We start from the raw sequence: 26132 nt of genomic DNA, 5'->3' as shown, positions 1-26132 counted from the left end.
CCCGCGATCATGCGAGAATAGGCGGCGAGGCGTACCGACACCAGGCCGGTATCGGGCGCCCCACACCGACACCCAGGGAGTAACGTGCATAAGCTCGCCGTCCTCAGTCTGAAAAACCGGGCGCTGATCGCGCTGATCACCGTGGTGGTTGCGCTTTTCGGTGGCCTCGCGATGACCAGCCTCAAGCAGGAGCTCGCACCCAGCGTGCAGTTCCCGCAGCTTGTGGTGTTCACCGCGTACCCCGGTGCGGCACCGGAGGTGGTCAATAATGACCTCTCCACGCCGATCGAAACGGCGATTCAGGGGGTGCCGGGACTCGAATCCACGGCCACCACATCGAGTACCAACTCCTCCCTGGTCACGGCAACGTTCAAATACGGCACCGATCTGGCCACCGCCGAGCAGAAAATCGGCCAGGCAATCAACCGGATCAAGTCGACCCTGCCGGATAACACCGACCCGCAGGTCATCTCGGCGAGCATCGACGACCTCCCGGTCATCCAGATTGCGGCCACCGGCAAGTCCAACATCAACGAGCTCGCCGACGCGCTGCGCCGTGAGGCCGTGCCGGACTTCACCAACGTTGAGGGTGTGCGCGACGCCTCCCTCGTGGGTGCCCCGACCCAGCGCATCACCATCACCCCGGATGTGGCGCAGCTCGCCGCCGCCGGAGTATCCACCAGCGCCATTTCGGACACCCTGAAGCAGAACGGTGTGCTGCTCCCGGCCGGTGAAATCACCGAGGCCAATAAGACCTATTCGGTGCAGGCGGGAACCCAGCTGGGCAGCGTCGACGACATCGCCGCGCTCCCGCTGGTGGGCGCGACCCCGAGTCCCGAGGGTGTGGTGCACACGATCGGTTCGGTCGCCAAGGTCGAGCTCGGCCAGGACCCGCAGACCTCGATTTCCCGGGTGGATGGCGAGCCCGCCGTCACCATCGCGATCACCAAGACCCCGGATGCCAACACGGTTGCGGTTTCCCAGGCCGTCCGCAACCTGATCCCCGATGTGGAAAAGAAGCTGGGCACCGATGTGAAGCTCTCGGTGGTCTTCGATCAGGCCCCCTACATTGAGCAGTCAATCGAATCCCTGGCGACCGAGGGTCTGCTGGGTCTGGTGTTTGCCGTCCTGGTGATCCTCCTGTTCCTGCTCGATGTGCGCGCCACCCTGGTAACCGCGATCTCGATCCCCACCTCGGTGCTGATCACCTTTATCGGGCTGCAGGCCACCGGCTACACCCTGAACATCCTGACCCTGGGTGCACTCACCATCGCGATTGGGCGCGTGGTGGATGACTCGATTGTGGTCATCGAAAACATTAAGCGTCACCTCCAGCTGAGCCCCGATCAAACCCCGGCCGCGCGCCTGGGAGCGATCGGCGTGGCCGTGCGTGAGGTGGCCGGGGCGATCACCGCCTCGACCATCACCACCGTGGCGGTGTTCCTGCCGCTGGCCTTCGTGGGTGATATGACCGGTGAGCTGTTCCGACCGTTTGCGCTCACGGTGACCATCGCACTGGCGGCCTCGCTGCTGGTTGCGCTGACCATCGTGCCGGTGCTCGCGTTCTGGTTCCTCCGGGTCAAGAAGGAGAAGCCGGCCAAGGCCGATAAGAAGGCCAAGCTCGTTCCTGCCCCGGCCGCGCCCCCGCTGGCGATCGAGGCTAGTCCCGCGGCCCCACCCGTGAGTGTGGTTCCCGCCGCCGACATTGTCGAAGAGCCCGAGCCCGTGGTGCAGGCTGACTCGGGTGTGGAGCCAGTGGTTCAGGCGGACCCGGGTGCTGAGCCCTCGACCACCGAGATCGCGATCGTTCACACCGCCGCCGAGGGGGAAACCTCGGCTGTCGCGGCGGACGTATCCGAGGATGTTTCGGTCGAGACCGTTTCTACCGAAAACGCGCCCCTCGAGACCGAGGTCCCGGTCGCGGCCCAGACCGCACACACCCCACATGTCCCGCACGCCGCCCACGCGGCTCACGCCGGGGCCGACGGGGTTGTGCTGGAACCCTCGCTCACCACTACCGCGACCCTCGAACGGGATGCCGAGCCGGAAACCGGGTCGATTCCCGTGGTTCCGGGAGCTCCGCGAACCCGCCGGGCTCGCCGCGCGGCCTCCGGGGAGGGCATCGAGCCCGACGAGCTGGACAACCCCAGCTGGCTGCAGCGCGGCTACCTGCCGATCATCTCCTGGACGGTCAAGCACTCGGTCACGACCCTGCTGCTCGCCCTCCTGGTACTCGTCGGTACCGGTGCGCTGGCACCGCTGATGAAGCTCAGCTTCCTGGGATCCTCGGGTCAGAACACCCTGAACATCTCGCAGACCCTGGAACAGGGTGCCAGCCTTTCGGCGCAGGACACCGCGGCCTCCACGGTGGAGAAGAAGCTGCGCGAGATCAAGGGCATCGAGACCGTCCAGGTCTCAATCGGTTCCAGCGGCAGCGCCCTGTCCGACGCCTTCTCCGGCGGCGGATCGGGCAGCATCAGCTACTCGATCACCACCGACGCCAACGCCGACCAGGACGCCCTGCAGGCCACCGTGCGCAAGGAACTCGACAAGCTCAAGGATGTCGGCACGCTCAAGCTGGCCGCCAGCTCGGGCTTCGGGGCCTCGAACGTGATCAAGATCGACGTCCAGGCCTCCAGCGCCAAGGCACTGGCCGAGGCGACCAAGGTACTGCACGATAAGGCGGCCAAGCTCGACGGCGTCGCCGAGGTGGATGACACCATCTCCGAGGCGCGCCCCTTCATCCAGGTAAAGGTGGATCGCGACGCCGCTGCCAAGGTGGGCCTCTCCGAGGTTGCCCTGGGCAGCATCGTGGCTCAGGCAATGCGTCCGGGTCAGATCGGTCAGATCGCGCTGGATGAAACCACCGTGAAGATCTACCTCGCCAGCGAGAACCCGCCGCAGACCCTCGCCGAGGTGCAGGGCTTGACCATCCCGACCCTGGGCGGCCCCCAGCGTCTGGACGCTCTGGCCACCGTCTCGGTGGTGGATGGTCCGGCCACGATCACCACGATCCGTGGCGACCGTTCGGCCTCGGTCAACATCACCCCCGCGGGGGAGGATATCGGCGGGGTGAGCTCGCAGGTGACCAAGCTCCTCACCGACACCAAGCTGGCCGATGGGGTGACCGCCTCGATCGGTGGTGTCGCCTCGGATCAGAGCACCGCGTTTGGCCAGCTGGGTCTGGCGATGCTCGCCGCGATCCTGATCGTGTACATCGTCATGGTGGCCACCTTCCGCTCGCTGCGTCAGCCGCTGCTGCTGCTGGTTTCGGTGCCGTTCGCGGCCACCGGTGCCATCGGTCTGCAGGTGGCAACCGGCGTCCCGCTGGGTGTGCCCTCGCTGATCGGTGTGCTGATGCTGGTGGGTATCGTGGTGACCAACGCGATCGTGATGATCGACCTGGTCAACCAGTACCGCGATCGGGGACTCAGCGTCCCCGAGGCGGTCAAGCACGGTGCCGCCAGACGTCTGCGTCCGATCCTGATGACCGCGCTGGCGACGATCTTCGCGCTGATCCCGATGGCGCTGGGCATCACCGGGCACGGCGGGTTCATCTCGCAGCCGCTGGCGATCGTGGTGATTGGTGGTCTGCTCTCCTCGACCGTGCTGACCCTGATCGTGCTGCCGAGCCTCTACAACCTCGTCGAGGGGGCTAAGGACCGTCGTGCCGAGAAGCGCGCGGCAAAGGCCGCGGCCAAGGCGGCGGCCGATTCGGGAATCCCGAACGCAGCCCAGATCGACTCCGAGGAGGCACAGACCGGTTCCGCCGCGGGCCAGACCGGCCAGAACGGCTAAACACGCTCGCTACACTCGGGGCCTCGCACACACCGTGCGGGGCCCCGAGTGCGTGTGGTGCCCGTGTCTGCCCGCCGAACGTGTGCGTTCGCGACACCCGAACGGGGTGCGTAAAAACCCGCATTCGGGGGACATACACTCGGCAGTGGGTGGGTCAGACTAGTGGATGGTTCGTGCCCACACGGGGTCGCCACAACCGTCAGCAGCGTGGGCAAATCCTGACCCGTGCGATCAACGCCCGGGAGTTTCCCTCGATGTTTATTTCTGGCCGCGCGCCGGCCGCCCGCCCGTCCGATTCTTCCCGGGGAGGGTGGACCCGTCGCCTCGCCGCCGTGGCCGTCACCGCTCTGGTTGCCGGTGCCCTGAGCGTCTTTATCGGCACCCCGCAGAGTGCGCAGGCGGCACCGGTTCTGCTGCCCGGCGCGGTGAAGTCCCTCACGATGGACTCCTCGGTCACCGACGGTAACTCGGAGTTTCGACTTCAGGTGGGCTTCAGCGCCCCCACCGCCCAGGCGGGGGACTACTTCGATGTGGAGCTCGACCCGCGCCTGATGTCGCTGCGCAGCACCTATGTGGTCCCCAACCGGGAAACCAATCGGGTGATGCTGGATGTCAGCGTGACCCCGGCTTCGGGCAGTACCGGGCCGATCGCCCGCTTCACGTTCACCGACGAGGTGGACGACATGTCCAACATTTCGGGCTCGGCATCCTGGGGCGTGAAGTTTGCCAACATCCTGACCCCCGCGGGGACCTATGCGGATATCGTGACGAAGGTCAACGGGTCCGTTCGGGCCACCCACTCGGTCACGGTGAAGCAGGTGCACAATCCCGATGCCACCTGGATCGATGGTCCGTCCAAGCAGGCCTGGACCGGGGAGATCGACGGTGTTCCGCGGGTGCAGTACCTCCTGGTGGGTGGCCCGGGACCGTTTGCTTCGATCACCCTGAGCGACTCCGACCACTCGGCCGAGGCCCAGGCGGGTGCGCCGTGGCGGATCAACTGTGAGCTGCCCACGTTCACCCAGTATCGGGACCAGAACGCTCAAAACGAGGCGAATGCCAACGTCCCGGTGACCTGTGTGGATGGCACCATCTCGGCAACCTTTACCGATGTGCCCGCGGGCCGGGTCCCGATCCTGATCTTCTTTGGCACCTCGACCCAGCCGCTCAGCGAGCAGGGTGACCTGACCTTTGAGAACACCGCGATCTATACCAGTGCCGTGCAGCCCTTCCCCAACGGGGAAAACCGTTTTGAAGCCAGCCAGAGCTACACCCAAAACTTCAGTGGTGGAGCCGGTGGGGAAGCGACGCTGAAAACCCCCGTAGCCACCGAGTTCGTCTGCACCGGAGCCGGGGAATCCACCGGCCCGCAGTTTGAGCCGATCACCAACGGCACGGGGATCCGCTATACGGTGCCCGCCCGAATTGTGCCCGGCGCGACCGCCGCGGTGCGTGCAACCCTGCAGCAGGGTTACACCTTCCCCGAGGAGTTGCCGGCCGGATGGGTACGGCTGAGCCCAACCGAGGCGTCGTTCTCCCACACCTTCCAGGGTGCGATTTCCTGCATCGCCGAGGCTGATGCGCTGCCCGCACCCACGATCACCCAGGCCGAGTGTTCGGCGCTGGGGACCCCCACGGTTCCGCGCTTCGAGCTGGCGACCGAGGGCCTGCGCGGCATGACGTTTGAGCAGACCGGTTCGCCAGTGAGCGGCGGGACGGTCACGGTCACCGCGACCCTGCAGCCTGGATATGTGTTCGCGAGCGACACAACCTCGGGCTGGATTCTGGATTCCGAGGCGGGCACCGCGACCCTCACCGCGACCTTCGACAACCCCAGCTGCCTCATCTCCGCCGGGATCCTACCGAGCCCGGTCCCGTTTGCTCCGGTGTGTCAGAGCGACGGGACCTACTCGACGGGCTGGCTTGAGTACTGGGCCTTCGAGGATCTCCAGGCAGTGATTACCCTCGGCCCGGTCACCGAGCCGGAGGGAAAGCAGCGGCACACTCTGATTGCCACCGCAAACCCCGGATTCGGATTTATCGGGACCCTGCCCTCGGGCTGGACCGTCGATCCGTCGGGGAACCGCGCGGTCTTTGTGCACGACTTTGAGCTGGGCCCGTGCGACGAGGTTGCCCCCAGCCCAACGCCGACCCCGGGGGAGTCGGAGGGGCCGTCCTCGTCGCCGGAGCCGTCCTCGTCGCCGGAACCGACGGAGGGCAACACCTCGTCGCCGGAGCCGACGGAGGGCAGTACCTCGTCTCCCGACCCGACGGAGGGCAGCACGTCCTCGCCGGAGCCGACGGAGGGCAGTACTTCCTCGCCCTCTCCGGAGCCGACCGAGGCCACCTCGCCCCCGGCGTCGCCGTCCTCCTCGCCCACCGAGATCGCCGCACAGCCGAGCTCAATCCCGGGCTCGGGTGAAGTGATCCCGGCGTCGTCGTCAAGCAACCCGTCCTCACCTGACCACACCCTGTCCCGCACCGGCGCGGGCACCGGGCCGGCCCTGCCACTGATCGGCGGAACCCTGCTGCTGGGGCTGCTGCTCCTGGCCGGATCGGCTCTGCGCCGCCGCGACGCTCGCGGCTAGTCCCGCACCGAGCCCCCACGCGAAAACGGCGACCCCGGTCGGGGTCGCCGTTTCTGCGTTGTGGCTATCGGAGCGATGTCGAGCTAAACCGTCCCGCGCAGCGGGGTGAAATCCCCGGTGTCACGCCGTGCAGGGCGCGCGGGTCGTGCAGTGGTTTCGGTCTGGGTGGCCTCGCCGGTGGACGGTTCGATCGGCTCGGTTGCCGGATCACGGTAGGTCAGCGCGTCGATTTCGCGGTCACGAATGGCACTCGCGGTGATGGGACGTGCGGGCACCGTGGTGCCGCGGCGAGCCGCCCGCCGCTTGATGATCGCCCGGCGAATCCGGCCCACGGTGTCGATGATGATGCCCAGCAGGATCGCGAATCCGATGCCCAGCACCGCCCCGATTAGCGGGTTGCCCTGGGTCAGGTGTCCGGCGAGGGCACCGATTAGGATCGCGTGGATCGACCAGAGGAAACCGGCCACCACGCTGAGCGCGGCAAAGCGTCGGGGCGGGAACCCGGTGGCCCCCGCGGTCATGTTGATCGCGATGCGCCCCACGGGAATGTAGCGTCCCCCCAGCACCAGCAGGGTGCCGCGTTTTTCCAGTCCGCGGCGGGCGAAGTCCAGCGCCGCCACCACCCGAGGCTTGCGCATCCAGGCGTAGCGTTCCACCCCGACCGCGCGGCCGATCCGGAAGGCGATGTTGTCACCGATGGCCGCGCCGATCGCGCCGGCCACCAGGAGCACCCACACGTTGGGGGAACCCGCACTGATCGCAATTGCGGTGGCGCCCACGAGCACGGCTTCACCAGGCACCGGGGGGAAGAACCCGTCGATCAGGACCATCGCTAGGACGATCAGATAGATCCACGGAGACGTCGCCATGGTGAGGATCGCGTCGGTCAGAAACTCCATGACATCTCATTCGTTCGGGGAGACGAGCGCGGGGGCACTCGACTCTTCCACGATACGTTTTGATGCCACATCAGAACATCCCTGACGGGATGATCCAGGGTCACCCCACAGGATGAGATGACCCTGAGACCGTGAGGGCAGGGGACTTAGCGAACGCGCGGAGGCCTTTGAAGCCAGGGACGCAGCCAGCGGGTGACCGTGGGCAGGCCCCAGTAGGCCATGATCGGGGTGAGGACGAGGGTGCTGACCAGCACGCGCAGCCACACATCCCACTCATTCCAGCCGGGAATGAAGTACGTAGCGATCAGGGTGAAGGCGAGGTTGAGTGGGAAGAACCCGAGCCAGATGCTGGTCGCCTGCTTCCAGCGCGGAGGCACGATGACCGGCTGGATGGCCTCGGTGGCATCGATCGGAGTGTCGAACCACCCCTCGATCCCGGTGCGCCGCTCGGTACGGGTCTCCTGAGCGAATTCGCTCCCGGTGCCCAGCCACCAGCGACGCTCGGGGGAGTTCTCCCAGGCGTCGAGGGTTTGTGCGTCGGCGAATCGATAGAGCATGTGCCAGCTGGTTTCGCTGCTGCCCGATCGTACCCAGCCGGAGCCGAGGAAACCCGGATATTTGTTTGCAAGATTAATTCCCGCCTGAATCCAGACGGTGGCCTCGGAGAGTCGCGCGGGATCGACCGTGCGCTCGATGGAGACCGTAATGGCATTGTGTCCCATACCTCCCAGTGTGAGGCATGTTTGTTTCCAAAACATCACAGCCCCGGGGTGAAAACCCCGGGGCCGTGGTGACTATGCCTTTTTTCGGCCGGTGATGGCGCCGTAAATGAGGAGGACAACGATCGATCCAACAATCGCGAGGGCCCAGCTGCCCAGATCCCAGAATGCGTCGATCTTGGCATTGAAGAGGAGTGAACCAATCCATCCACCAACCATCGCGCCGATGACACCCAGGATGAGGGTGGCGATCCAGCCGCCGCCCTGCTTACCGGGCAGGATTGCCTTGGCGATTGCTCCCGCGATCAGCCCCAAAAGTAGAAAAGCGAAGAAACCCATGGTGTACCTCCTGTTTTTCCGATGTGTCGGAGCCTTGCGGCCCGACACCGTGAACACAGGCTAACGCTCGTGATCTAAATGGTCCAGCCCCGGCCGGGAATCCCCCGTGGAAACCGCCGTCGTGGCGAGCCACGGGTGACAGAGCCGAAAAACTAGCGTATTGTGAGGAAGTCGGCTCTAGACGTCGCGGTGGGTACCGCGAAGCAATTGTCAGTCTGGTGGGCCGGTTTTGCACACGGATCTCGTGTGCATATTCACACGTTGTGAACGGCCCCGGCCCACTGATGTCCGGGGGAGAGAGCGCCGCTGCGCGCGGCCCTTCGCTGTTTCATGCCTGAAATACCCGGAAATATTGTTATGCCTAAAAAGAACCACGTGGGCGGAAAGCGCCCCGCAAAGAACTACGATCCCAGCTACGGCAAGCGTCCTGCCAAGGGCGGCCCCAAGGCTGGTAGCCGGAGCCCCGGACACCGCGGATTCCGTCCCGAAGTAGAGGACGCCCCGCGCCAGAAGAACCGCTGGGATGCCGACGATCGCGCCGCCCGCTCGGGTGCCCGTGACGAGCGCGCCCCGCGCCGCTTTGACCGCGATGACCGCGCTCCGCGTTTCAACCGTGACGAGCGTCCGGCCGCCGGTCGTGGCGACCGCGAGGGTCGTCCCGCACGTTTTGACCGTGACGAGCGTGCTCCCCGTTTCAACCGTGACGAGCGCCCGGCCCGTGGCGGCGACCGCGAGGGTCGTCCCGCACGTTTTGACCGCGATGACCGCGCTCCCCGTTTCAACCGTGACGAGCGCCCCGCACGTTTTGACCGTGACGAGCGCGCACCGCGTCGCTTCGACCGTGACGAGCGTGCTCCGCGTTTCAACCGCGACGAGCGCCCCGCCCGTGGCGGCGACCGCGAGGGTCGTCCCGCACGTTTTGACCGTGATGATCGTGCTCCCCGTTTCAACCGCGACGAGCGTGCCCCCCGTTTCAACCGTGACGAGCGTCCCGCCCGTTTCGACCGTGACGAGCGCGCACCGCGTCGCTTTGATCGTGACGAGCGTCCGGCCGCCGGTCGTGGCGACCGCGATGGCCGTCCGGCACGTTTCGACCGTGATGACCGCGCTCCGCGTTTCAACCGCGACGAGCGCCCGGCCCGTGGCGGCGACCGCGATGAGCGTCCCGCACGCTTTAACCGCGATGAGCGTCCCGCACGCCCCGCGTTCGGGGAGCGTTCCGAGCGCCCCGCACGTTTTGACCGCGGTGACCGTCCCGAGCGCCCCTCGCACGGCGACCGTGGTGCCCGTCGTGGCGGCTACCAGCCGCAGGATGACGTAGTACTTGAGCGTCTCGAGGCTGAGGCTATCCAGGCCGAGGACGTCGAGGGCAAGACCTTCGGTGACCTGGGTCTCGGTGGCAACATCGTCAATGCCCTGGCCGAGCTCGGTGCCGCCGCACCGTTCCCGATCCAGGCCGCAACCATTCCCGTGGTCCTCGAGGGCCGCGACGTCCTGGGCCGTGGCCGCACCGGCTCCGGTAAGACCATCGCCTTTGGTGCCCCGCTGGTGGAGCGTCTGATGGAAAACGGTGGCGGAAAGAACCGTCGTCCGGGCCGTCTGCCCCGCGCACTGATCCTCGCCCCGACCCGTGAGCTGGCCCTCCAGATCGACCGCACCGTGCAGCCGATCGCCCGCTCCGTGGGACTGTTCACCACCCAGATTTACGGTGGTGTTCCCCAGCACCGTCAGGTGGGTGCGCTGCAGCGCGGCGTCGACATCGTGGTGGGTACTCCGGGCCGCATCGAGGACCTGATCGAGCAGGGTCGTCTGGACCTGTCTGAGGTCAACGTGGTGGTGCTGGATGAGGCCGACCACATGTGCGACCTGGGCTTCCTGGAGCCCGTGCAGCGCATCATCCGTAACACCGCCGATGACAGCCAGAAGCTGCTCTTCTCGGCCACCTTGGACAAGGGTGTTGCGGCACTCGTGAACGAGTTCCTGGAGAACCCGGCCGTGCACGAGGTTGCCGGTGAGGACCAGGCGTCCTCGACCATCGACCACCGCGTCCTGGTGGTTGAGCACCGCGACAAGGACCGCATCCTGGAGCAGCTCGCCGGACGCAACGGTAAGACCGTGATCTTCTCGCGGACCCGTGCCTACGCCGAGCGTCTGACCGAGCAGCTGGAGGATGCCGGTGTCTTCGCCGTCGCCCTGCACGGTGACCTGAACCAGGCCAAGCGCACGCGCAACCTGCACCAGCTCACCAGCGGCCGGGTGGATGTCCTGGTGGCGACCGACGTCGCCGCCCGCGGTATCCACGTGGACGACATCGACCTGGTGATCCAGGCCGACGCCCCGGACGAGTACAAGACCTACACCCACCGTGCCGGCCGTACCGGTCGTGCCGGTCGTGAGGGCACCGTGGTCACCCTGATCCCGCGCTCGCGCCGCCGCCGCATGGAGGAACTGCTCTCCCGCGCCGAGATCTCGGCCGAGTTTGTGGACGCCTTCCCTGGCGACGACATCATCGATGAAATCGCCGGCCGGGTCCCCACTCGTGCCCAGCTCGAGGCCAAGACCGCCGAGTAATCGACGCCGCCGAGCCGCCCAGCTCGAGGCCAAGACCGCCGAGTAGTCCGCGATCCTCAACCGCCCGTCACCTCACGGTGGCGGGCGGTTTTGCGTGCAGAGCAGCATGGGAAAGGTATGTGACAGGGCGATTTGAAACTATTTCCTTCGATTATTACCGAAATGCCACAGCTATAAGACGGCTGTTAGAACAAACGCTGGTAACAGATGTCACAGGTTTCTCCCATTCTTACTGAATTCGTAATTCGTCTTGCCAGGTCAGAGGCTTCTGCAGGCAGCGCAGACTAAAATCCCTTGCGGCCGGTGCCCGCGGGAAGACTCACCTAACAATTCCCTATTCCGGCACAGACCTTGAATTCGAGGGAGGCTTACTCCTTGGAAACTCTAGAACTCCTTGCCGGTTGGATGAGTAGTCTGAAAGCTTTTCTTCATTAACCAGCGATTAGAGACGTGTTGGCTGACAGTTAGAGCCCTTGAACTCAATATTGTCACCTCATCTGGGCATTATGAATACGAGCGATCATGGCTACCGTATGGAGATGATTCGGACGTGTGAAACTACAAGCTGTGCGTCCTGGAAAATTCATGGATGGAGATATATTGGTGGCTCATTGGAAAACGCTTGAAGAAAAAGCTCGACGCATGGCAGAAGCAATTTGGGCATCTCCTTGTGTACCTGAGCAAATCGCAGGAGTGCGAGTCGATGGAGTCATCAAACTGAGAGAAAACCACTATGTCGTGATCGAAGTTTCGAAAAACTATTCGTTGGATAAGACTCGCACAGATATAGCCAAGATCAATTCAGTTCGAAATGCACTATTTGCCAAGGGAATATATGTCGAAGCGTATTTTTTGACTGACGGACAGCCTCCCGCATCAAGTAAAGCGACAGCTGAAGCATCGTCCATCAAGATTCTTTCGTTAGACGAATTTGGGGCAAAATTTCTTGGATCTAGTGAATATCAATTCTTGAGAAAAAAGAAGGCATTTGGAAGTGCAGTGTCACCCAGATCCGGTGATCCGGATACAGGAAGATATGCAGAAATCCGATACCTTGACGGCGATGAGAAGAAATATTCAGTCACTGACATCTCGAACGCGTTGAAGAATCGGTCGCAGGTTGTTCTTGTGGGGGAGTTCGGCTCGGGGAAATCACGATGCATCAAAGAGATTTTCGAAATGCTCGCGAAGGAGGATTCGGTATTCACGCCTATTGCCATTAACCTTCGAGATAACTGGGGGCTGAAGAGCAAATCAATTATCTTCAGGAATCATCTCGAAGATCTCGGATTGGGCAAATTTGCAGATTCATTGATCAGAAGCTCGGGAGATGGTAACCACCCTATTTTGCTGGATGGGTTTGATGAGATCGGTTCACAGTCTTGGTCTGGCGAAGCGGCAAGGCTGAGTGAGATCCGTAAGCAAAGCTTGGTTGGTGTCAGGGATGTTGTGCAGTCGAGTTCTCGAGCAGGTATTTTGATCACCGGAAGAGAGCACTATTTCGGTTCTGATAAAGAGATGATAGATAGCCTTGGACTTCGCGATGATGCCATCGTACTTAGGTGTCCCGCTGAATTTACCGAGCAGGAGGCAAAAGACTATCTGCAACTGAACTCGAGCCTTTCGATACTCCCCGATTGGATGCCACGGAAACCACTAATTTGCCAGCTCCTGTCTCAACTAGACGATGAGCAACTTGCGAAGCTGGAAGAAAAAAATAGTGGTGAAGTTCAGTTTTTTGAAAGTATCGTGGACGCTGTTTGCGAACGCGAGATTAGAATTCACAGCTCTTTGGATGCAGATACTGTCAAGAGAATTCTCTTGAAGCTTGCGCAAGATTCTCGGTACCAGCACCGAAATAATGAGTCGATCAGTGTGGCTCAACTCAACGAGGCATTTTTCTCAGTGACAGGATATAGCCCTGTTGATGATTCGTCTGTACTACTTCAGAGACTGCCCTATTTAGGACGTCTAAGTAGTGAAAGCACTGATCGAGTCTTCATTGACGACTATGCGAAAAATGGATTACGCGGCCTTGCTGTCGTCCAATCTCAGCTAAATAGAGATCCGCACGTTCCCAAATCTAATTGGAAGCAACCGCTCGACATTTTCGGATTACGGGTGTGGTCGGAAAATCTTGAGCCTGGTCAGCAAGCTCTCAACTATGCCAAGGAATGCGAAAGCTCTGGAAACTCTCAATTTGTCGCAGATTACGTTGCTGCTCGGCTTCTCGGCGAGGAAGAGACTTGTGATTTTGATGGCCTAATGGTGAACAACTCTCATATCGTTGATCTTCGGATGGCTGGCAAGACGATCACGAAGCTGATAATTCAGTCGACTGTTATAGAAAAAATTACGCATGAAGAGTGTGAAGTCTCCGATGTTTGGATAAATGATTGTCTCATCACAGATTTTTACGGGGTAAGCGAGAATCGTAAACTTCCGGATTATTTTCGAGACGATTGCAGTGTGCAGGTGTTCAATCACACGCTAAACACTTCCAAGATCAGTGAACTTGATCTCAACGATGCCCAAAAGACACTACTTGTGATTATCAAGAAGCTTTTTTTCCAGCATGGAGCAGGGCGCAAAGAAGAAGCGTTGCTAAGAGGAGCCGAATCCTATTGGGACAGGCGGATCGCTCAACGAATAATTACCTTCATGATCTCGGAAAAGATAGTTTCGCGGATTAAGGGAGATCAAGGACACGTCTACGTACCTCAGCGGCGACACACACGACGTATGGGGGCGATCGTGGAACTACGACGATCGAGCAAGGACCCAATCTGGGATATGGTCAGTTCGGCCTGAAAGACTAATCCTAGCTAATAAAAACCGGGGCTCCGACCTATTGGATTTGGGTCTCCGAGTTCACCTTTCGAGGACATACTGCGGTTTTACAACACGTTTGTTTGAGACCCACGGGTACGTCACCCGCCAAATTGAAATGGCAGGTGACGTGCCCATCTACATAGTTAGAATTCAGTTGGATTTCAGAAGTGCTGACTTATGGCTGAGGTCTGTGGTCCCTTGCAAGTTCAAGATTACGAAGTGCGCGGCAGCGGACCATGGTTCACGCAGGGTAGGTGATCGTTCATGAAAGCTGTTCGCGTTTACTTCTAGACGTATTGAACGAGGCGTCCTTAGGGCTGAAAATCCATCGACGATGAAATGATACAGACTGCTCTGTGCCGATGAGATGAGTCGGGGGAAAAAGAAGACTAGCCGCCTCTCCGTGTGTACAGAGAATGACGACTAGTACTGGTAACCCCGAACCTAACACACCTCCCACCCGATTGGAACGCCTCACAAGGGTTATCCCTCACTGGGAGTCTCTTGAGGGCGGGCATGTCGCCGGAGCGTCCAACCTACGCTGGAATGTGACATACCGGTCCACAGGGGAGGCATCGCATGCGGGTTCGCGAGCGCAACAGACGAGCACTCGGAGGCGACAGTTCCGGGTGCAGCGAAGCGACGTCGCGGTGAAGACGTCGTCCCGCCTACAGGCGCGGATGCTAAGCATCGACACGGCGCTGCGCACTCGGATCGCCGGGGTCTCCAACCGCGCGCTGCTGCTGACCTCGGTGGTGCTGTTCCTCATCGGGTTTGGCGTGGTGATGGTGCAGTCGGCCTCCCAGCCGGGGGATGCGGAAAACGCCGGCGACCCCTTTGCCGGGGCGCTGCGTCAGGGCGGGGTCGCGGCGCTCGCGCTGATCGCGATGTTCCTGGCCAGCCGGGCAACCCCGAGGTTCTGGAACCGGTTCGCCTGGATCGGCCTGGCCGGGGCGCTGCTGCTTCAGCTCGCCGTCTATACACCGCTCGGATACGAGTCCGGCGGTAACCGCAACTGGATCCACCTGGGGTTTATCTCGATGCAGCCCTCGGAGGTGATGAAGTTCGCCTTCATCATCTGGGCAGCCACGGTACTCGGTTCGAAGGAACGGCTGCTCAAGGGGTGGAAGCACGCGGTGATTCCCGTGGTTCCGGTGGCGGCCCTCTCGATGGGAATCAACCTGATTGGCGGTGACCTGGGCACCGTGCTGGTCATGGCGACCGTGATGATCGGGGTGCTGGTCTTCGCCAACGTCAACCTGCGTACGATCGGAATCGTGGCGCTGTCCGGCATCGTCGCGGCCCTGCTGATGACCGCGATCAAAGCCAACCGCGTGATGCGACTGGTGCACTTTTTCCAGGTGGATTGCCGCACCGATAAGTCGGAGTATCTGGGCCTGTGCTGGCAGCCATTGCACGGAACGTGGGCGCTGGCCGATGGCGGGGTGTTCGGGATCGGCCTGGGCAACTCGATCGAGAAGTGGGGCTGGCTCCCTGCCGCCGATAACGACTACCTGTTCGCGGTGGTGGGGGAGGAACTCGGCCTGGTGGGCACCGTGCTGGTCCTGCTCCTGTTCTGCGTACTCGCGGTCGCCCTGCTGGCAATCCTGGCGCGCGCCCGCGGAACCTTCGGTCGGGTGGTGGCCGGGGGCGTGTTCACCTGGCTGATCACCCAGGCCTTCATCAACATCTCGGTGGTGGTCGGGCTGCTCCCGGTGTTGGGAGTGCCGCTGCCGCTGATGTCCACGGGAGGATCGGCGCTGATCTCCGCGGGGGCGGCGATCGGTGCGGTGCTCTCGGTGGAGCGTCATTCGCTCGCCCCGGGGGAGGCCCGCGTCGATCCTGCCCCGCGCATGCCCGTCCCGGGGGCGGCGCAGAATCCCGCGCGGGGGCACGCAGACGCGGCCTCGGCTACGGCGAGCGCACGCACGCCCCGGGCCGCGCGGAAGTCCGCCACCGCATTGGCCGAACGCGCGCAGCCCGAGCCCGCGCCCAAGCTGGTCGACTGGCTCCCCGCCCCCACCCCGAGCGAATACGAAACGCCGCCCGCCACCGAGCGGTGACGGGCGGCGTGAGGGGAACCGACTAGTCGTTCACCGAGGATTCGGTGGACTCGGCGGTGGCAGCGGCGAGTGCACGCTTACGACGCGAGGCCACAAACACGCCGGCACCGGCCAGCAGCAGCACAAGCGCGGCGATCGGCAGCACGGCCGAAACCTGCGCACCGGTGTTCGCCAGGCCCGTTCCCGGAGCGGCGACTACCGGAACCGCGGACGGGTCGACCGGGGTGACCGAGGGAAGCGTGGTGCCCGGGTCGGTGGGCTCGGGGCTCGGGACCACAACTGCGGCGGCGGTCACGGTGACCGGGAACTGCACCATGGTCTTGGACTCCAGCGAGGTCAGGGTCACGGTGTGAACGCCCTCGGCGGTATCCGCGGGCAGGGCCACGGTCACGTCGCCACCGGTTCCGGTGACGGGCGAGGTGCCTAGCGCGGTGGTCCCCAGCGAGGCCACCACGGTGGTGGAAACCGGAGACCCGGTCGAGGTGCGGTCCAGGGATCCCAGCTTCACGGTGAAGGACTTACCGGCCTCGATCGCCTCGGTGGGCAGACCCTGGGCCTGCACGCCGGTGCGGGCGAAGCTCGGGGTCAGGGTGCCCTGGGCGCGGAGGTAGTCGATCCAGGCATCGCGGTCGACCAGGCCCGAGTCACGGGTACCGACGCCGTTGTTGAACTCCCGGAAGTTGTCACCACCGGTGATCAGGAAGCCGAAGGTTCCCACGCGGTAGCCGCGGGCGGGGTCGATCGGGGCACCGGCCACGCTGATGGTGGTGATCCGGTCGCCCTCGGGGCGGGTGGCATCAAACGTGTAGTGCACGTTGTCGCTCAGGCTCAGCTGCAGGTAGGGACGCGAGGGAACGTTGCCCGCGCCGTCGCGCTGCCACTGCTCCTCCAGAACCTTCTTCACCTGCGCACCGGTGAGGGTCGTGGTGTAGAGGTTGTTGACGAAGGGGAGCACGCCGTTGGCCTGCGCGTAGGTCACGTTTCCGGCGGCGATATCGGTGCGCATACCACCGGGGTTGACGATGCCGATTTCGGCGGCACCGCGCTCGGGGGTCGAGAGCGATGCCAGCAGGGAGTTGGCGACCAGTGAGCCCAGCGAGGACTCGGCCGAGCGGTCATCGCCCACCGGACCGTTGAACGCACGGGTGATCGGGGCCGCGGCGGTGGCGACCACCTGGCTGCCGATCTCGTTGGCCTTGGCCACGGCCTCGGTCACGATCTGATTGACGGTCGCGACGCGGGGGTAGGTGGCGATCAGTTCGGCGGTCGGGGTGGTGACGCGGGCGACGTTCTTGGCGTCGGCGTTTTCAACCGCACCGGTGGCACGGTTGACGCTCAGCACAACCTGGCCGATGCGCTCGCCGTAGCTGCCGGTCTGTACGATCGGGCGCAGGCTGCCGGCCTTGCCGGGCACCGGGGCCATCCACGCGTATTCCTTGTGGGTGTGACCGGTGAAGATCGCGGCCACGGCCGGATCGGTCTGGGTCACAATCTTGGCGAAGACACCGCCGGCGGCAATCTCCTGATCCAGGCTCGCGCCATCCGGGGTACCGGCGGAGGCACCCTCGTGGTACTCGGCCACGAAGACGTCGGCCTTGTTTTCGGCCTTGAGCTTGGTGACCACGCGGTTGACCGCATCCACCGGGTCGCCGAATTCCAGGGTGTTGATACCCGCGGGGGTGACCAGGGTCGGAGTCTCCTCGGTCACGGCACCGATCACGGCGACACGCATGCCGTCGGCCTCGATGATCTTAAACTCATCGAAGGCGGGCTCGGTGGTGCCCTTCTTGTAGACGTTGGCCCCCAGGTAGTCCCAGGCGGCGTTGTTTCCACCGTTGATCACGCGGTTCTTGAGGTCGTCAAGTCCCAGGTCAAACTCGTGGTTGCCCAGCGCCGAGGCCGACAGGCCCAGCGTGTTCAGCACGTCGATGGTGGGCTGATCCTTCTGGGTGGCCGAGGCGAACTCGCTGGCACCGATGTTGTCGCCGGCGGAGAGCAGGATGCTCTGGTCCGGGGCGAAACCGGCGCGGATCGACTCGACGGTGCCGGCGAAGTTGACGGTGCCGGTGGGGACGCCCTTATTGTCGGACGTGTTGATGCGTCCGTGGAAGTCGTTGATGTTCATCAGGTTGATGGTGGCCGTGTCTGCATCCGGGGCGGCCTGAGCGGGCAGCGCTGCAAGCGGTGCCATCAGGACGCCGGCGAGCGCGGCGAGGGTGATTGTGCGCCGGTGGCGCGGGAGTAGCGACATTGTTCTCCTGGTGCGAAGGACGAGGGGCCGCACACACGGGTGCGCGTGCGGGACCAGCCTGTGGCGGTGACCAACATCACGCCCCGGGGAAGGGAATGACCGGCTGTTGTCCCCCCGAAATAACCGTGGGTCAAACCTATCCAACTACCCCTGTGTGGGGGAACCGGACGCGGCGAAAGAAACCTACTGTTTACCGGATCGTGCGGCGCCCCGGGGCGCCCCGAGGCAAATGACGGTGGGCCGGGATACCCTGAGAGGGTGTCCAATGTGCATCCCATCACGTCACACTCGCCCTCCGTGCTGGAGTTTTTTGCCGGCATCGGACTGGCCCGAGTGGGTCTTGAGCGCGCCGGTTTTCGGGTGGCCTGGTCCAACGACTATGAGCCCGATAAGTGGGCACTGTATAACAGGAACTTCCCGCAGGATGCCGAGACCGGTGCACACACCTACGTGGTCGGCGACGTGGGCAACGTCTCCGGTGAGGACCTCCCCCGAGGTGCGGCGCTGGCCTGGGCGTCGTCGCCCTGCACCGACCTCTCCCTGGCCGGCAACCGGCGCGGTCTGGCCGGGACTCAGTCGAGCGCGTTCTGGCACTTTATTCGGCTGCTCGAGGAGCTCGAAGACGATGCTCCGGACACCGTGGTCCTGGAAAACGTGGTCGGCCTGGCCACCTCCAACGGCGGGGACGACCTCACCGCCGCCATCCGCGCGTTCAACCAGCTGGGCTACTCGATCGACATCCTGATGATTGATGCCCGCCGCTTTGTGCCGCAGTCACGTCCGCGCCTGTTTGTGGTGGGGGCCAAGAACCCGCCCGAGTCGGTGCCCGGAGCCAACCCCGAGCTGCGTCCGGAAAACCTGCAGGGCTTCTTCCGCGACTCCACGCTGACCACCCATCAGGCCCTGCTGCCCGATGCCCCGGCCATCCTGGTGGAGGGGTTTGGCAAGCTCGCCGAGACCATGCCCGCCGACGATGCCCGCTGGTGGGATGAGGCGCGCACACAGAAATTTATCGACTCGCTCTCCCCGGTGCAGCTGAGCCGAATCACCGAGATGCGTGGGGCCGCGGGCGTGAAGCACCGTACCGCGTACCGCCGAACCCGACACGGGCAGGCGGTCTGGGAGGTCCGTCCGGATGATATTTCCGGCTGCCTGCGCACCGCGCGCGGGGGCTCCTCCAAGCAGGCGGTGGTGCAGCTGGGCAACGGCCGGCTCCGGGTGCGCTGGATGACCCCGCGCGAGTACGCCCGGCTGATGGGGGTCGGCGACTTCGACCTGAGCGGTGCCCGCGACAACCAGGCCTTCTTTGCCTTCGGCGACGCGGTGGCTGCTCCGGTGGTGGGCTGGCTGTCCGAGAACTACCTGCTGCCGGTGGTGCGTGGGGTGCGCGCCGCCCGCCCCAGTGTGCGAGCCGCCGGTGTCTGACCTCGAGACCCTGCTTCCGGGCTTTGAGGGTGAGGATGAGCTTCTTCACGGTGCCAAGCCCGCCAAGCGTGAGCTGGCAGCCCCCGAGGTGCGGCGCTTCCGGGATGAGCTCTCCCGCTTCCTGACCGAACGCGACAACCAGGGCCGCGCCTGGGCCGATGCTCAGTGGGGCGTCTACGCGTTTTATGACTACGAGGGCGAGCCCATCTATGTGGGCCAAACCAATGAGCAGCTGCGCACCCGCATTCGCCGCCACCTGACCGGGCAGCGCACCGACGCGGTGGCGATGCGCATCCTCGACGTCTTCGAGGTGGCCGAGGTTGAGATCTGGCCGCTCTGGGACCTCGAGGGGGTCTCCGGCCGCGACCGCGCTTCCCGGCGCATCCTGGATGCCTATGAGTACACCGCCTACCTCGACGCGATCGAGAAGTCGCGTTTCAAGGCCATTCTGAACGAAAAAATCCCGCCGGTGTCCCCACGGGTCACCCTGCCGGCCTCGCTGCGCTGGCAGGTGGTGACCGATGCGGTGCGTGCCGAGCGTGGACACCCGGACATCCGTATCGCCCGTCGCGCCGAGACGGTGTCCCGGCTGGCGGCGGTGGCGCATGAGCGGGGTGAGGTGTCCGACGGACTGCGCCGGGTGCTCGTGGTGCAGTCGGTGCGACTGGCCTTCCTGGCCGCCGAGCGTTTCGCCTTTGCCGGCGGCACCGCGGCCCCGGATCCCTCGGCCATCTCGGTGGAGAAACTGGTGGGATCGGTGCGGGCCGAGCATCCCGAAGCTTCGGATGAGGACGATCCGGCGGCGGTGTTGAGCCGCCTGGCCGAGGAGTCCGAGGAGACCGGATCCCGGGCGCACCTCGATCCCGCGCGGGCGGATTCTTCCGATGAGGAACACGAGATTCCCCGCGAACAGATCGAGTACCGCCTGTTCTAGTCGCCCGGGTTACCGGACCCAGAGCGCCGTGATGAAGACCGCCGCGGTGAAGACCCAGAACCCGATCATAAACATCCAGTCGCGGGTGCGCACGGGAATCTGATGGCGCTCGGTGCGGGTATCGTGAGCGCCGAAGGCTCGGGCATCCATCGCCAACGACACCCGTCCGGCATGCCGGATGGCGCCGGTGAGCAGCGGAACCACGTAGCCGAAGCTGCGCCGGGTGCTGGCGATCGGACCGCGACCGGGCGACATTCCGCGCACCCGATGGGCCTGCCGGATCGTCTCCAGCTCATGGCCAAAGCGCGGCACAAAGCGGGTGGCGGCCAGGGCTGTATAGCCGATCCGGTAGGGCAGACGCAGGTGCTGAATGCTTGAGCGCACCAGATCCGGTCCGGTGCTGCTGAGACCACCGGTCAGCGCCAAACCAAACAGGGCGGCCAGGCGCAGGGCCGTGGTGAACCCGATCTCCAGGGCCCCCGCGGTGACCGGAAACGACCCGATCTCAAATACCACCGGAGTGTGGGCGACGCGACGCTGGTCGGCCCACAGCGCAAAGCTGAATCCGAACACCGCGATGAACGCCGGCAGCGCGATGACCATCGTGATCAGCGAGGAGCGCTGCCAGCGCAAACCGGTGAGCATCAGGACGGCGCAGAGAACCACAAAACACAGCGGGGTGAACATCGTGCCCGAGAGCAGCACCAGCACCATCGCCGGAATCGGACCAAAAATCTTGGCGAGCGGGTTGAGCCCGTACAGATACTCGCGGGGGGAGGCCAGGGGCGCCTGAATATCGGCGCGATACGCATCCAGCGCGCTGCCGCGTCCGCCGCTCATCGGATGCCTCCGTGGCCGCCGGGAAGTTCGGTGCGTGACGCCGCCGGGGCGCCCCTGCGTCCCACGCTCATCGGATGCCTCCGCCGCCGGGGAGCTCGGCGAGCCGGGTGACCGTTCGCCAGCCGGGGTGCGCGGTCAGTCCCCGCATCGCGCGGATCAGCGGTGGCATGCGCAGACCCGCCTCGAGGAGCAGGTCCTCATCGGCGAGAATCTCATCGCGGGTGCCGATGCGCATGAGCTCGCCGTCCTTCATGACCGCCACGTGGGTGGCGAAGTCGGAGACCAGCTGCAGATCGTGGCTCACCACGATGATCGTGGTACCGGTGGCATTGAGCTCATGCAGCAGCGCTAGCAGTTCGCCGGCGCGGGCGCGGTCCTGGCCGAAGGTGGGTTCATCCAGCGCCAGCATCGAGGCCCCGGCCACCAGGGCGGTGCCCACCGAGAGGCGTCGTTTCTGCCCGCCGGAGAGCAGGAACGGGTGCTGATCGCGGGCCTCGGTCAGCGCAAACCGTTCGAGTAGATCGTCCACCCGGGCATCGATGATTTCCTGATCGATGCCGCGCAGGCGCAGACCGTGGGCGAGCTCATCGGCCACGGTGTAGGTCACAAACTGGTTTTCGGGGTTCTGGAACACAAACCCGATTCGGGTGGTCAGGGTGCGCACGTCGAGGCGGGCCGGATCCAGACCGCCCAGGCTCACGGTCCCGCGCGGCGGCTGGATAACCCCGGCGATGGCCTGCACCAGCGTGGTTTTCCCGGCACCGTTGGTCCCGATCACCGCGAGGAAGGAGCCGGCGTCCAGGGTGAGGTTGATATTGCGCAGCACCTCACGACGTCCGCGCTTGAGACTCAGCCCGGTTACCTCCAGCTGCGGGGTATCCCAGATGCCCGGGACAGGTGGCGGCGGATCTGCCAGGGCCGGGAGCTCACGCCGATCCAGCGCGGCGGTCAGCTCGTCCGGGGTCAGGGGCAGCGGGTCGAGGATAATGCCGGCCTCACTCAGCCGCAGTGCCGCCATCAGCGACACCGGCAGCCAGACCCCCAGCTCGAGCAGCTCGGTGGCGTGGGTACGCAGGATTGAGTGGGCGTCCCCGAGGAACGCGGTGCGCCCCAGCGCATCCAGCACCAGAACCCGGTTGACCAGGTCCATCGCCGGATCCAGGTTGTGCTCGATCAGTACAATCGAGCGATCCTTCCGGGCAACCACCCGGGTCAGAACCCGATAGACCTCCTCGATACCCGCGGGATCGAGGTTTGCGGTGGGCTCATCCAACACCAGCACGGGTGAGCGCATCGCCAGTGCACAGGCGATTGCCAGACGCTGTCGTCCGCCGCCGGAGAGCCGGTCGGGGTTTTCGGTGCGGCGCTCCCACAGGTCAACCTCGCGCAGCGCGGTTTCGGCGCGCTCCAGGACCTCGGCCACCGGGAGCCCCAGGTTTTCCGGTCCGAAGCACACCTCGTCCAGCACCGAACCGGTGATCATCTGGGAATCGGGATCCTGGAAGACCATCGCGACGCTTTCGCTGAGGGTCGCAACCGACGCACCGACGGTTTCGGTTCCGGCGACCCGGACCGATCCGGTCAGCGTCGCCGGGATCGCATGCGGGACCAGGCCGTTGAGGGCGAGGGCCAGTGTGGACTTCCCCGAGCCGCTGGGACCAAGCACCAGCAAAACCTCGCCGGGGATCAGGTCCAGGCTCACACCATCAGGTCCGGGGCGAGCGCCGCCCTCGTGGGTGATGCTCACCTCGGACAGGGTCAGGGGTGGGTGTGCGGAGATACTAGGCCGTCGCTTTGCTTCCGCGGCGATCGCGTGGATATTCCAGCCCGCGCATCACCCCGGTCTTCGAGATGCGAGCGGCGAGCAGCTGGGCGAGCCAGGTGAACAGAACCGGGCCCAGCACAAACAGGACCACAAAGATGACCTGGGAGACCACATCAAACTTGGAGATATTGAAGGCGAGCGCCAGGATCGCGGCCAGGGCCCCGCCGCCAAAGAGAGCGCCCACATAGTAGAGCCAGCTGGGCCAGTAGCGGAACCGGGTAAAAACGAACGGCAGCTCCTGAATCAGGCCGATCAGCAGGCCGGTGCCGATGTGACGGGTCCACTGAGTGGGGTCGATGGCCGAGCTGGTGAGCCCGGCGACAAAACCGGTGATGACCGCGACGCCCGGGCGGCGCAGCAACCACTGCGCGATAATGCCGGGGAGGAAGTAGACGGAGATCAGCAGTCCGTAGAGAATCGGGATCGTGGCCAGGACTACCACGTGCAGATAGCCGGTGATGCCCAGCGGGATGCCGCTGCCCACTCCGATGGCGGCGCACGTAAGCAGAAGACGCGTGTTTGTCCGATGCATGTGGGTGTGCTCCCGCCGAAAAAAGTGAGGATTACCTTCCAATTTAGTCGACCCCGTGGGAAGTCCACAATCGAGCGTCACCCCCGGTCCCCTCCCCGAGCATCGAATGCCCTGTGTATCGAGTATTCTGGGGGAGAACTCAGGGAGGATTCCGGTGGTGGAAACCAACAGGCGCGTGCTAGCGCTGCGTGGTGTATCCGCCGCCGTGGTCGCCACGTTTTTTGCGGCCCTCTCCCACGGAATGGCCGGAATGTCCGGGCCCTCGGCCCCGGCGATTGTCTGGGCGCTGATTCTCTCGGTCTTCATCTGCATCGCGCTTGCCGGGAAGAAGCTGTCGCCGGTGCGGATCGGCCTCTCGGTGGTGGTCGCCCAGTCGCTCTTCCACGCGCTGTTTGCCTTCCTGCCCGCGGGCGGGGCACACGTGGCCCAGGCCGCGGGTGCCGCTCACGTGCACGGCGGGCCGGTGGTGATCAGCGCACTCGAACCGCTGACCCATGCCGGTCATGCGGGACCGATCATGTGGGTTGCCCACGTGGTGGCGGCGCTGGTCACCTGGCTGTTCCTGCTGCACGGAGAAGCCGCGCTCTACTCGCTGCTGCGGGAACTGCGCCTGCTGGCCCGCGTGCGCATTCTGTTGGGGATCCTCACCGAGCGTCCGCTCAGTCGCGCCCGGGTGCTCATCGCCGAGGCGATTACGCCGTTGCGCGAGCGCCATCTGGAGATCCGGTGCACTCGCGGGCCGCCGGTTCTGGCCGGGGCATCCACCTAGCTCCCTCCGAGTGGGGGCGCTGGCCGTGATGCCCAGACGCCGGTGCGCGAGGTCCCTCGCGCATCCCCACGGATCCAGAAAGCCCCCAAATTTCATGAAGTACACAAAAACCCTGTCGATCTCCGGTGCCGTGCTGGCAGGAGCGGCTCTCGCGATTGCGGTGCCGCTGGCCGCCAGCGCTCACGTGAGCGTCAAGCCCTCGGACACCTCCGCCGGTTCCTACAGCCTGCTGACCTTCTCGGTACCGCACGGCTGCGAGGGAAGCCCGACCACCTCGATCAAGATCACCATCCCCGAGGAAATCAACGGGGTCACCCCCACGGTCAACCCCAACTGGGACGTGACCAAGGACATGGTTGATCTGGCCACCCCGATCAAGGATGCCCACGGAAACTCCCTCGCCCAGCGAGTTGGCTCGGTAACCTACACCGCCAAGACCCCGCTGGCAGACGGCTACCGCGACGCCCTGGTTCTCCAGCTGCAGCTGCCCGCTGAAGCCGGGAAGACGCTGACCTTCCCGACCCTGCAGACCTGCGAGACCGGATCGACCAACTGGTCCGAGGTTCCCGCCAAGGGTCAGGACGAGGAGGATCTCAAGGCTCCGGCCCCGAGCCTCGTGGTGACCGCCGCGGCCAAGGATGCCGGACACGGTGGACACGATGCGGCTGCGACCGAGACCTCGGCCGAAACCCATGCAACCGCGGCCGAGCCCGACGTGCTGGCCCGCGGCCTGGGCATCGCCGGTCTGGCGCTCGGAGTGGTCGGCATTATCGTCGGCACCCTGGGCCTGCGCGCCAAGGCGGCCCGCAAGTGAGCCGGGCCCGTCTGATCGCGCTGCCGCAGGCACCCGCGCGCACGGCACTGATTGTCATCCTGGGCCTCGTCCTGGCGATGGCCGGACTGATGCTGAGCACGCCCGCCGCACAGGCACACAACACGGTGGTGTCTGAGTACCCGGCCGCCAAGTCCACGGTGACCGAGCAGCCCGGACAGATCGTGGTGACCACCAACGATAATCTGACCCCGATCGGTGTCAACACGGCGATCGTGGTGGGCCCGGACGGTAAGCACTATGCCTCCGGATGTGGCGTGGTCAACGGGCCCGCTCTGACCATGCCGGCCGAACTCGGTCCGGCGGGAACCTACACGGTCACCTGGCAGGTTGTCTCGACCGACGGTCACCCGATCTCGGGGGACTTCACCTTCGACTGGCAGCCCGCTGCCGGGCAGAAGCTGGGCACCGGTCAGACTGAGCGTCCGGTGTGCTCGAGTGCCGAACCGGGGGAGGGCACGGTCACCACTCAGGGGACCGATGCCACCCCGCAGACCGGCTCGGACGCCGCCTCCGCCGCCCCCGGCGAGGAGGTGGGCCCGAACGTGCGCCCGCACACCGCGGCGATGGATGACATCGGCTGGATCGTGGTGGCAATCGGCGTGGTTCTCTTCGGTGGTCTGGTCCTGCTGGTGCTGCTGCTCGTGCAGCGCCGCCGCAGCGACGTGGCCCGCGAGGAGGCCGAGAAGGCCAAGCGCCAGAACCCGTAGGTTCTCCGATCAGGAGCCCGGTCACGCATCCGCGTGGCCGGGCTCTTCTGGTTCGCCGGATTCATGTGGTTCGCCGGACCCTCGGAGCGAACGGGCTCGCGTGGGTCGCCGTGCCCTCGGGCGGGCCGGCCTCCTGGGGCTCGCCCGGATTTTCCCGGGCCGTGCCGTACCCGGGGGTCAGGGTGCGCCGCGCAGCGGGTAGCCT

Annotated in this window: 17 protein-coding genes; 10 read left to right on the top strand and 7 right to left on the bottom strand. The window is 64.6% G+C overall.

The window, feature by feature from the left end; translation table 11 throughout:
• The first annotated feature begins 84 nt into the window (after positions 1-84).
• On the top strand, positions 85-3798 hold the full coding sequence (locus D9V34_RS18060) for an efflux RND transporter permease subunit (RefSeq protein WP_245991887.1): 3714 nt from the start codon (positions 85-87) through the stop codon (positions 3796-3798).
• Positions 3799-3971: 173 nt separating this feature from the next.
• On the top strand, positions 3972-6386 hold the full coding sequence (locus D9V34_RS03995) for an Ig-like domain-containing protein (protein WP_121687593.1): 2415 nt from the start codon (positions 3972-3974) through the stop codon (positions 6384-6386).
• A gap of 83 nt (positions 6387-6469) precedes the next feature.
• Here D9V34_RS03995 and D9V34_RS03990 read toward each other — a convergent pair whose 3' ends face one another.
• The 3 genes from D9V34_RS03990 to D9V34_RS03980 all read right to left on the bottom strand — a co-directional run bounded on the left by D9V34_RS03990 (position 6470) and on the right by D9V34_RS03980 (position 8343).
• Positions 6470-7285 (bottom strand): DedA family protein, encoded by an 816-nt coding sequence (locus D9V34_RS03990; protein ID WP_121687592.1) that lies wholly within the window; start codon positions 7283-7285, stop codon positions 6470-6472.
• Between the two features lie 146 nt (positions 7286-7431).
• Positions 7432-8007 carry an antibiotic biosynthesis monooxygenase gene (locus D9V34_RS03985; RefSeq protein WP_121687591.1) on the bottom strand — a complete coding sequence of 192 codons (576 nt, stop codon included), beginning with the start codon at positions 8005-8007 and terminating at the stop codon, positions 7432-7434.
• A 72-nt stretch (positions 8008-8079) separates the two neighbouring features.
• Positions 8080-8343, bottom strand: coding sequence for a GlsB/YeaQ/YmgE family stress response membrane protein (locus D9V34_RS03980; protein ID WP_030147891.1), 264 nt, complete (start codon positions 8341-8343; stop codon positions 8080-8082).
• A gap of 357 nt (positions 8344-8700) precedes the next feature.
• On the opposite strand from D9V34_RS03980, the gene D9V34_RS03975 reads away from it, so the two are divergent.
• The 3 genes from D9V34_RS03975 to D9V34_RS03960 all read left to right on the top strand — a co-directional run bounded on the left by D9V34_RS03975 (position 8701) and on the right by D9V34_RS03960 (position 15809).
• Positions 8701-10914 (top strand): DEAD/DEAH box helicase, encoded by a 2214-nt coding sequence (locus D9V34_RS03975; RefSeq protein WP_121687590.1) that lies wholly within the window; start codon positions 8701-8703, stop codon positions 10912-10914.
• A gap of 552 nt (positions 10915-11466) precedes the next feature.
• Positions 11467-13725 carry an NACHT domain-containing protein gene (locus tag D9V34_RS17440; protein ID WP_147441605.1) on the top strand — a complete coding sequence of 753 codons (2259 nt, stop codon included), beginning with the start codon at positions 11467-11469 and terminating at the stop codon, positions 13723-13725.
• A 701-nt stretch (positions 13726-14426) separates the two neighbouring features.
• A complete protein-coding gene (locus tag D9V34_RS03960; protein WP_183091835.1) occupies positions 14427-15809 on the top strand; it encodes a peptidoglycan glycosyltransferase FtsW in 1383 nt (460 codons plus the stop codon).
• 22 nt (positions 15810-15831) lie between these two features.
• On the opposite strand, the gene D9V34_RS03955 is transcribed toward D9V34_RS03960, so the two are convergent.
• On the bottom strand, positions 15832-18060 hold the full coding sequence (locus D9V34_RS03955) for a bifunctional metallophosphatase/5'-nucleotidase (RefSeq protein ID WP_121687586.1): 2229 nt from the start codon (positions 18058-18060) through the stop codon (positions 15832-15834).
• Positions 18061-18357: 297 nt separating this feature from the next.
• On the opposite strand from D9V34_RS03955, the gene D9V34_RS03950 reads away from it, so the two are divergent.
• Positions 18358-19485, top strand: a complete 1128-nt coding sequence (locus tag D9V34_RS03950) for a DNA cytosine methyltransferase (protein WP_245991885.1) — start codon at positions 18358-18360, stop codon at positions 19483-19485.
• Positions 19478-20419 (top strand): GIY-YIG nuclease family protein, encoded by a 942-nt coding sequence (locus D9V34_RS03945; protein ID WP_245991884.1) that lies wholly within the window; start codon positions 19478-19480, stop codon positions 20417-20419. Before D9V34_RS03950 ends, D9V34_RS03945 begins: the two co-directional genes overlap by 8 nt.
• Before the next feature lie 9 nt (positions 20420-20428).
• On the opposite strand, the gene D9V34_RS03940 is transcribed toward D9V34_RS03945, so the two are convergent.
• The 3 genes from D9V34_RS03940 to D9V34_RS17720 form a co-directional block, all read right to left on the bottom strand.
• Entirely contained in the window at positions 20429-21259 is an 831-nt protein-coding gene (locus D9V34_RS03940; RefSeq protein WP_121687584.1) for an energy-coupling factor transporter transmembrane component T, read from the bottom strand.
• A gap of 67 nt (positions 21260-21326) precedes the next feature.
• Positions 21327-23006 (bottom strand): ABC transporter ATP-binding protein, encoded by a 1680-nt coding sequence (locus D9V34_RS03935; protein WP_245991882.1) that lies wholly within the window; start codon positions 23004-23006, stop codon positions 21327-21329.
• Between the two features lie 34 nt (positions 23007-23040).
• Positions 23041-23616: an ECF transporter S component gene (locus D9V34_RS17720; RefSeq protein WP_183091834.1), complete on the bottom strand. Its 576-nt coding sequence runs from the start codon at positions 23614-23616 to the stop codon at positions 23041-23043.
• Positions 23617-23773: 157 nt separating this feature from the next.
• On the opposite strand from D9V34_RS17720, the gene D9V34_RS03925 reads away from it, so the two are divergent.
• The 3 genes from D9V34_RS03925 to D9V34_RS03915 all read left to right on the top strand — a co-directional run bounded on the left by D9V34_RS03925 (position 23774) and on the right by D9V34_RS03915 (position 25927).
• Positions 23774-24385: a hypothetical protein gene (locus tag D9V34_RS03925; RefSeq protein WP_183091833.1), complete on the top strand. Its 612-nt coding sequence runs from the start codon at positions 23774-23776 to the stop codon at positions 24383-24385.
• A 94-nt stretch (positions 24386-24479) separates the two neighbouring features.
• Entirely contained in the window at positions 24480-25199 is a 720-nt protein-coding gene (locus D9V34_RS03920; RefSeq protein WP_121687580.1) for a YcnI family copper-binding membrane protein, read from the top strand.
• A complete protein-coding gene (locus tag D9V34_RS03915) occupies positions 25196-25927 on the top strand; it encodes a copper resistance CopC family protein (protein WP_121687579.1) in 732 nt (243 codons plus the stop codon). The genes D9V34_RS03920 and D9V34_RS03915 overlap by 4 nt, the downstream gene beginning before the upstream one ends.
• Positions 25928-26132: the final 205 nt, after the last annotated feature.

It is taken from the genome of Mycetocola lacteus (assembly GCF_003667575.1).
In the GTDB taxonomy this organism is placed as follows: domain Bacteria; phylum Actinomycetota; class Actinomycetes; order Actinomycetales; family Microbacteriaceae; genus Mycetocola; species Mycetocola lacteus.
The sequence above is the reverse complement of the archived record's forward strand: the minus strand, read 5'-3'. Positions and strand labels throughout refer to the sequence as shown.

Bases quoted from the DNA above. Each gene is read 5' to 3' on its own strand.
- D9V34_RS03990 (WP_121687592.1), bottom strand. From the start codon at position 7,285: ATGGAGTTTCTGACCGACGCGATCCTCACCATGGCGACGTCTCCGTGG.
- D9V34_RS03985 (WP_121687591.1), bottom strand. From the start codon at position 8,007: ATGGGACACAATGCCATTACGGTCTCCATCGAGCGCACGGTCGATCCC.
- D9V34_RS03980 (WP_030147891.1), bottom strand. From the start codon at position 8,343: ATGGGTTTCTTCGCTTTTCTACTTTTGGGGCTGATCGCGGGAGCAATC.
- D9V34_RS03975 (WP_121687590.1), top strand. From the start codon at position 8,701: ATGCCTAAAAAGAACCACGTGGGCGGAAAGCGCCCCGCAAAGAACTAC.
- D9V34_RS03960 (WP_183091835.1), top strand. From the start codon at position 14,427: ATGCTAAGCATCGACACGGCGCTGCGCACTCGGATCGCCGGGGTCTCC.
- D9V34_RS03955 (WP_121687586.1), bottom strand. From the start codon at position 18,060: ATGTCGCTACTCCCGCGCCACCGGCGCACAATCACCCTCGCCGCGCTC.
- D9V34_RS03940 (WP_121687584.1), bottom strand. From the start codon at position 21,259: ATGAGCGGCGGACGCGGCAGCGCGCTGGATGCGTATCGCGCCGATATT.
- D9V34_RS17720 (WP_183091834.1), bottom strand. From the start codon at position 23,616: ATGCATCGGACAAACACGCGTCTTCTGCTTACGTGCGCCGCCATCGGA.
- D9V34_RS03920 (WP_121687580.1), top strand. From the start codon at position 24,480: ATGAAGTACACAAAAACCCTGTCGATCTCCGGTGCCGTGCTGGCAGGA.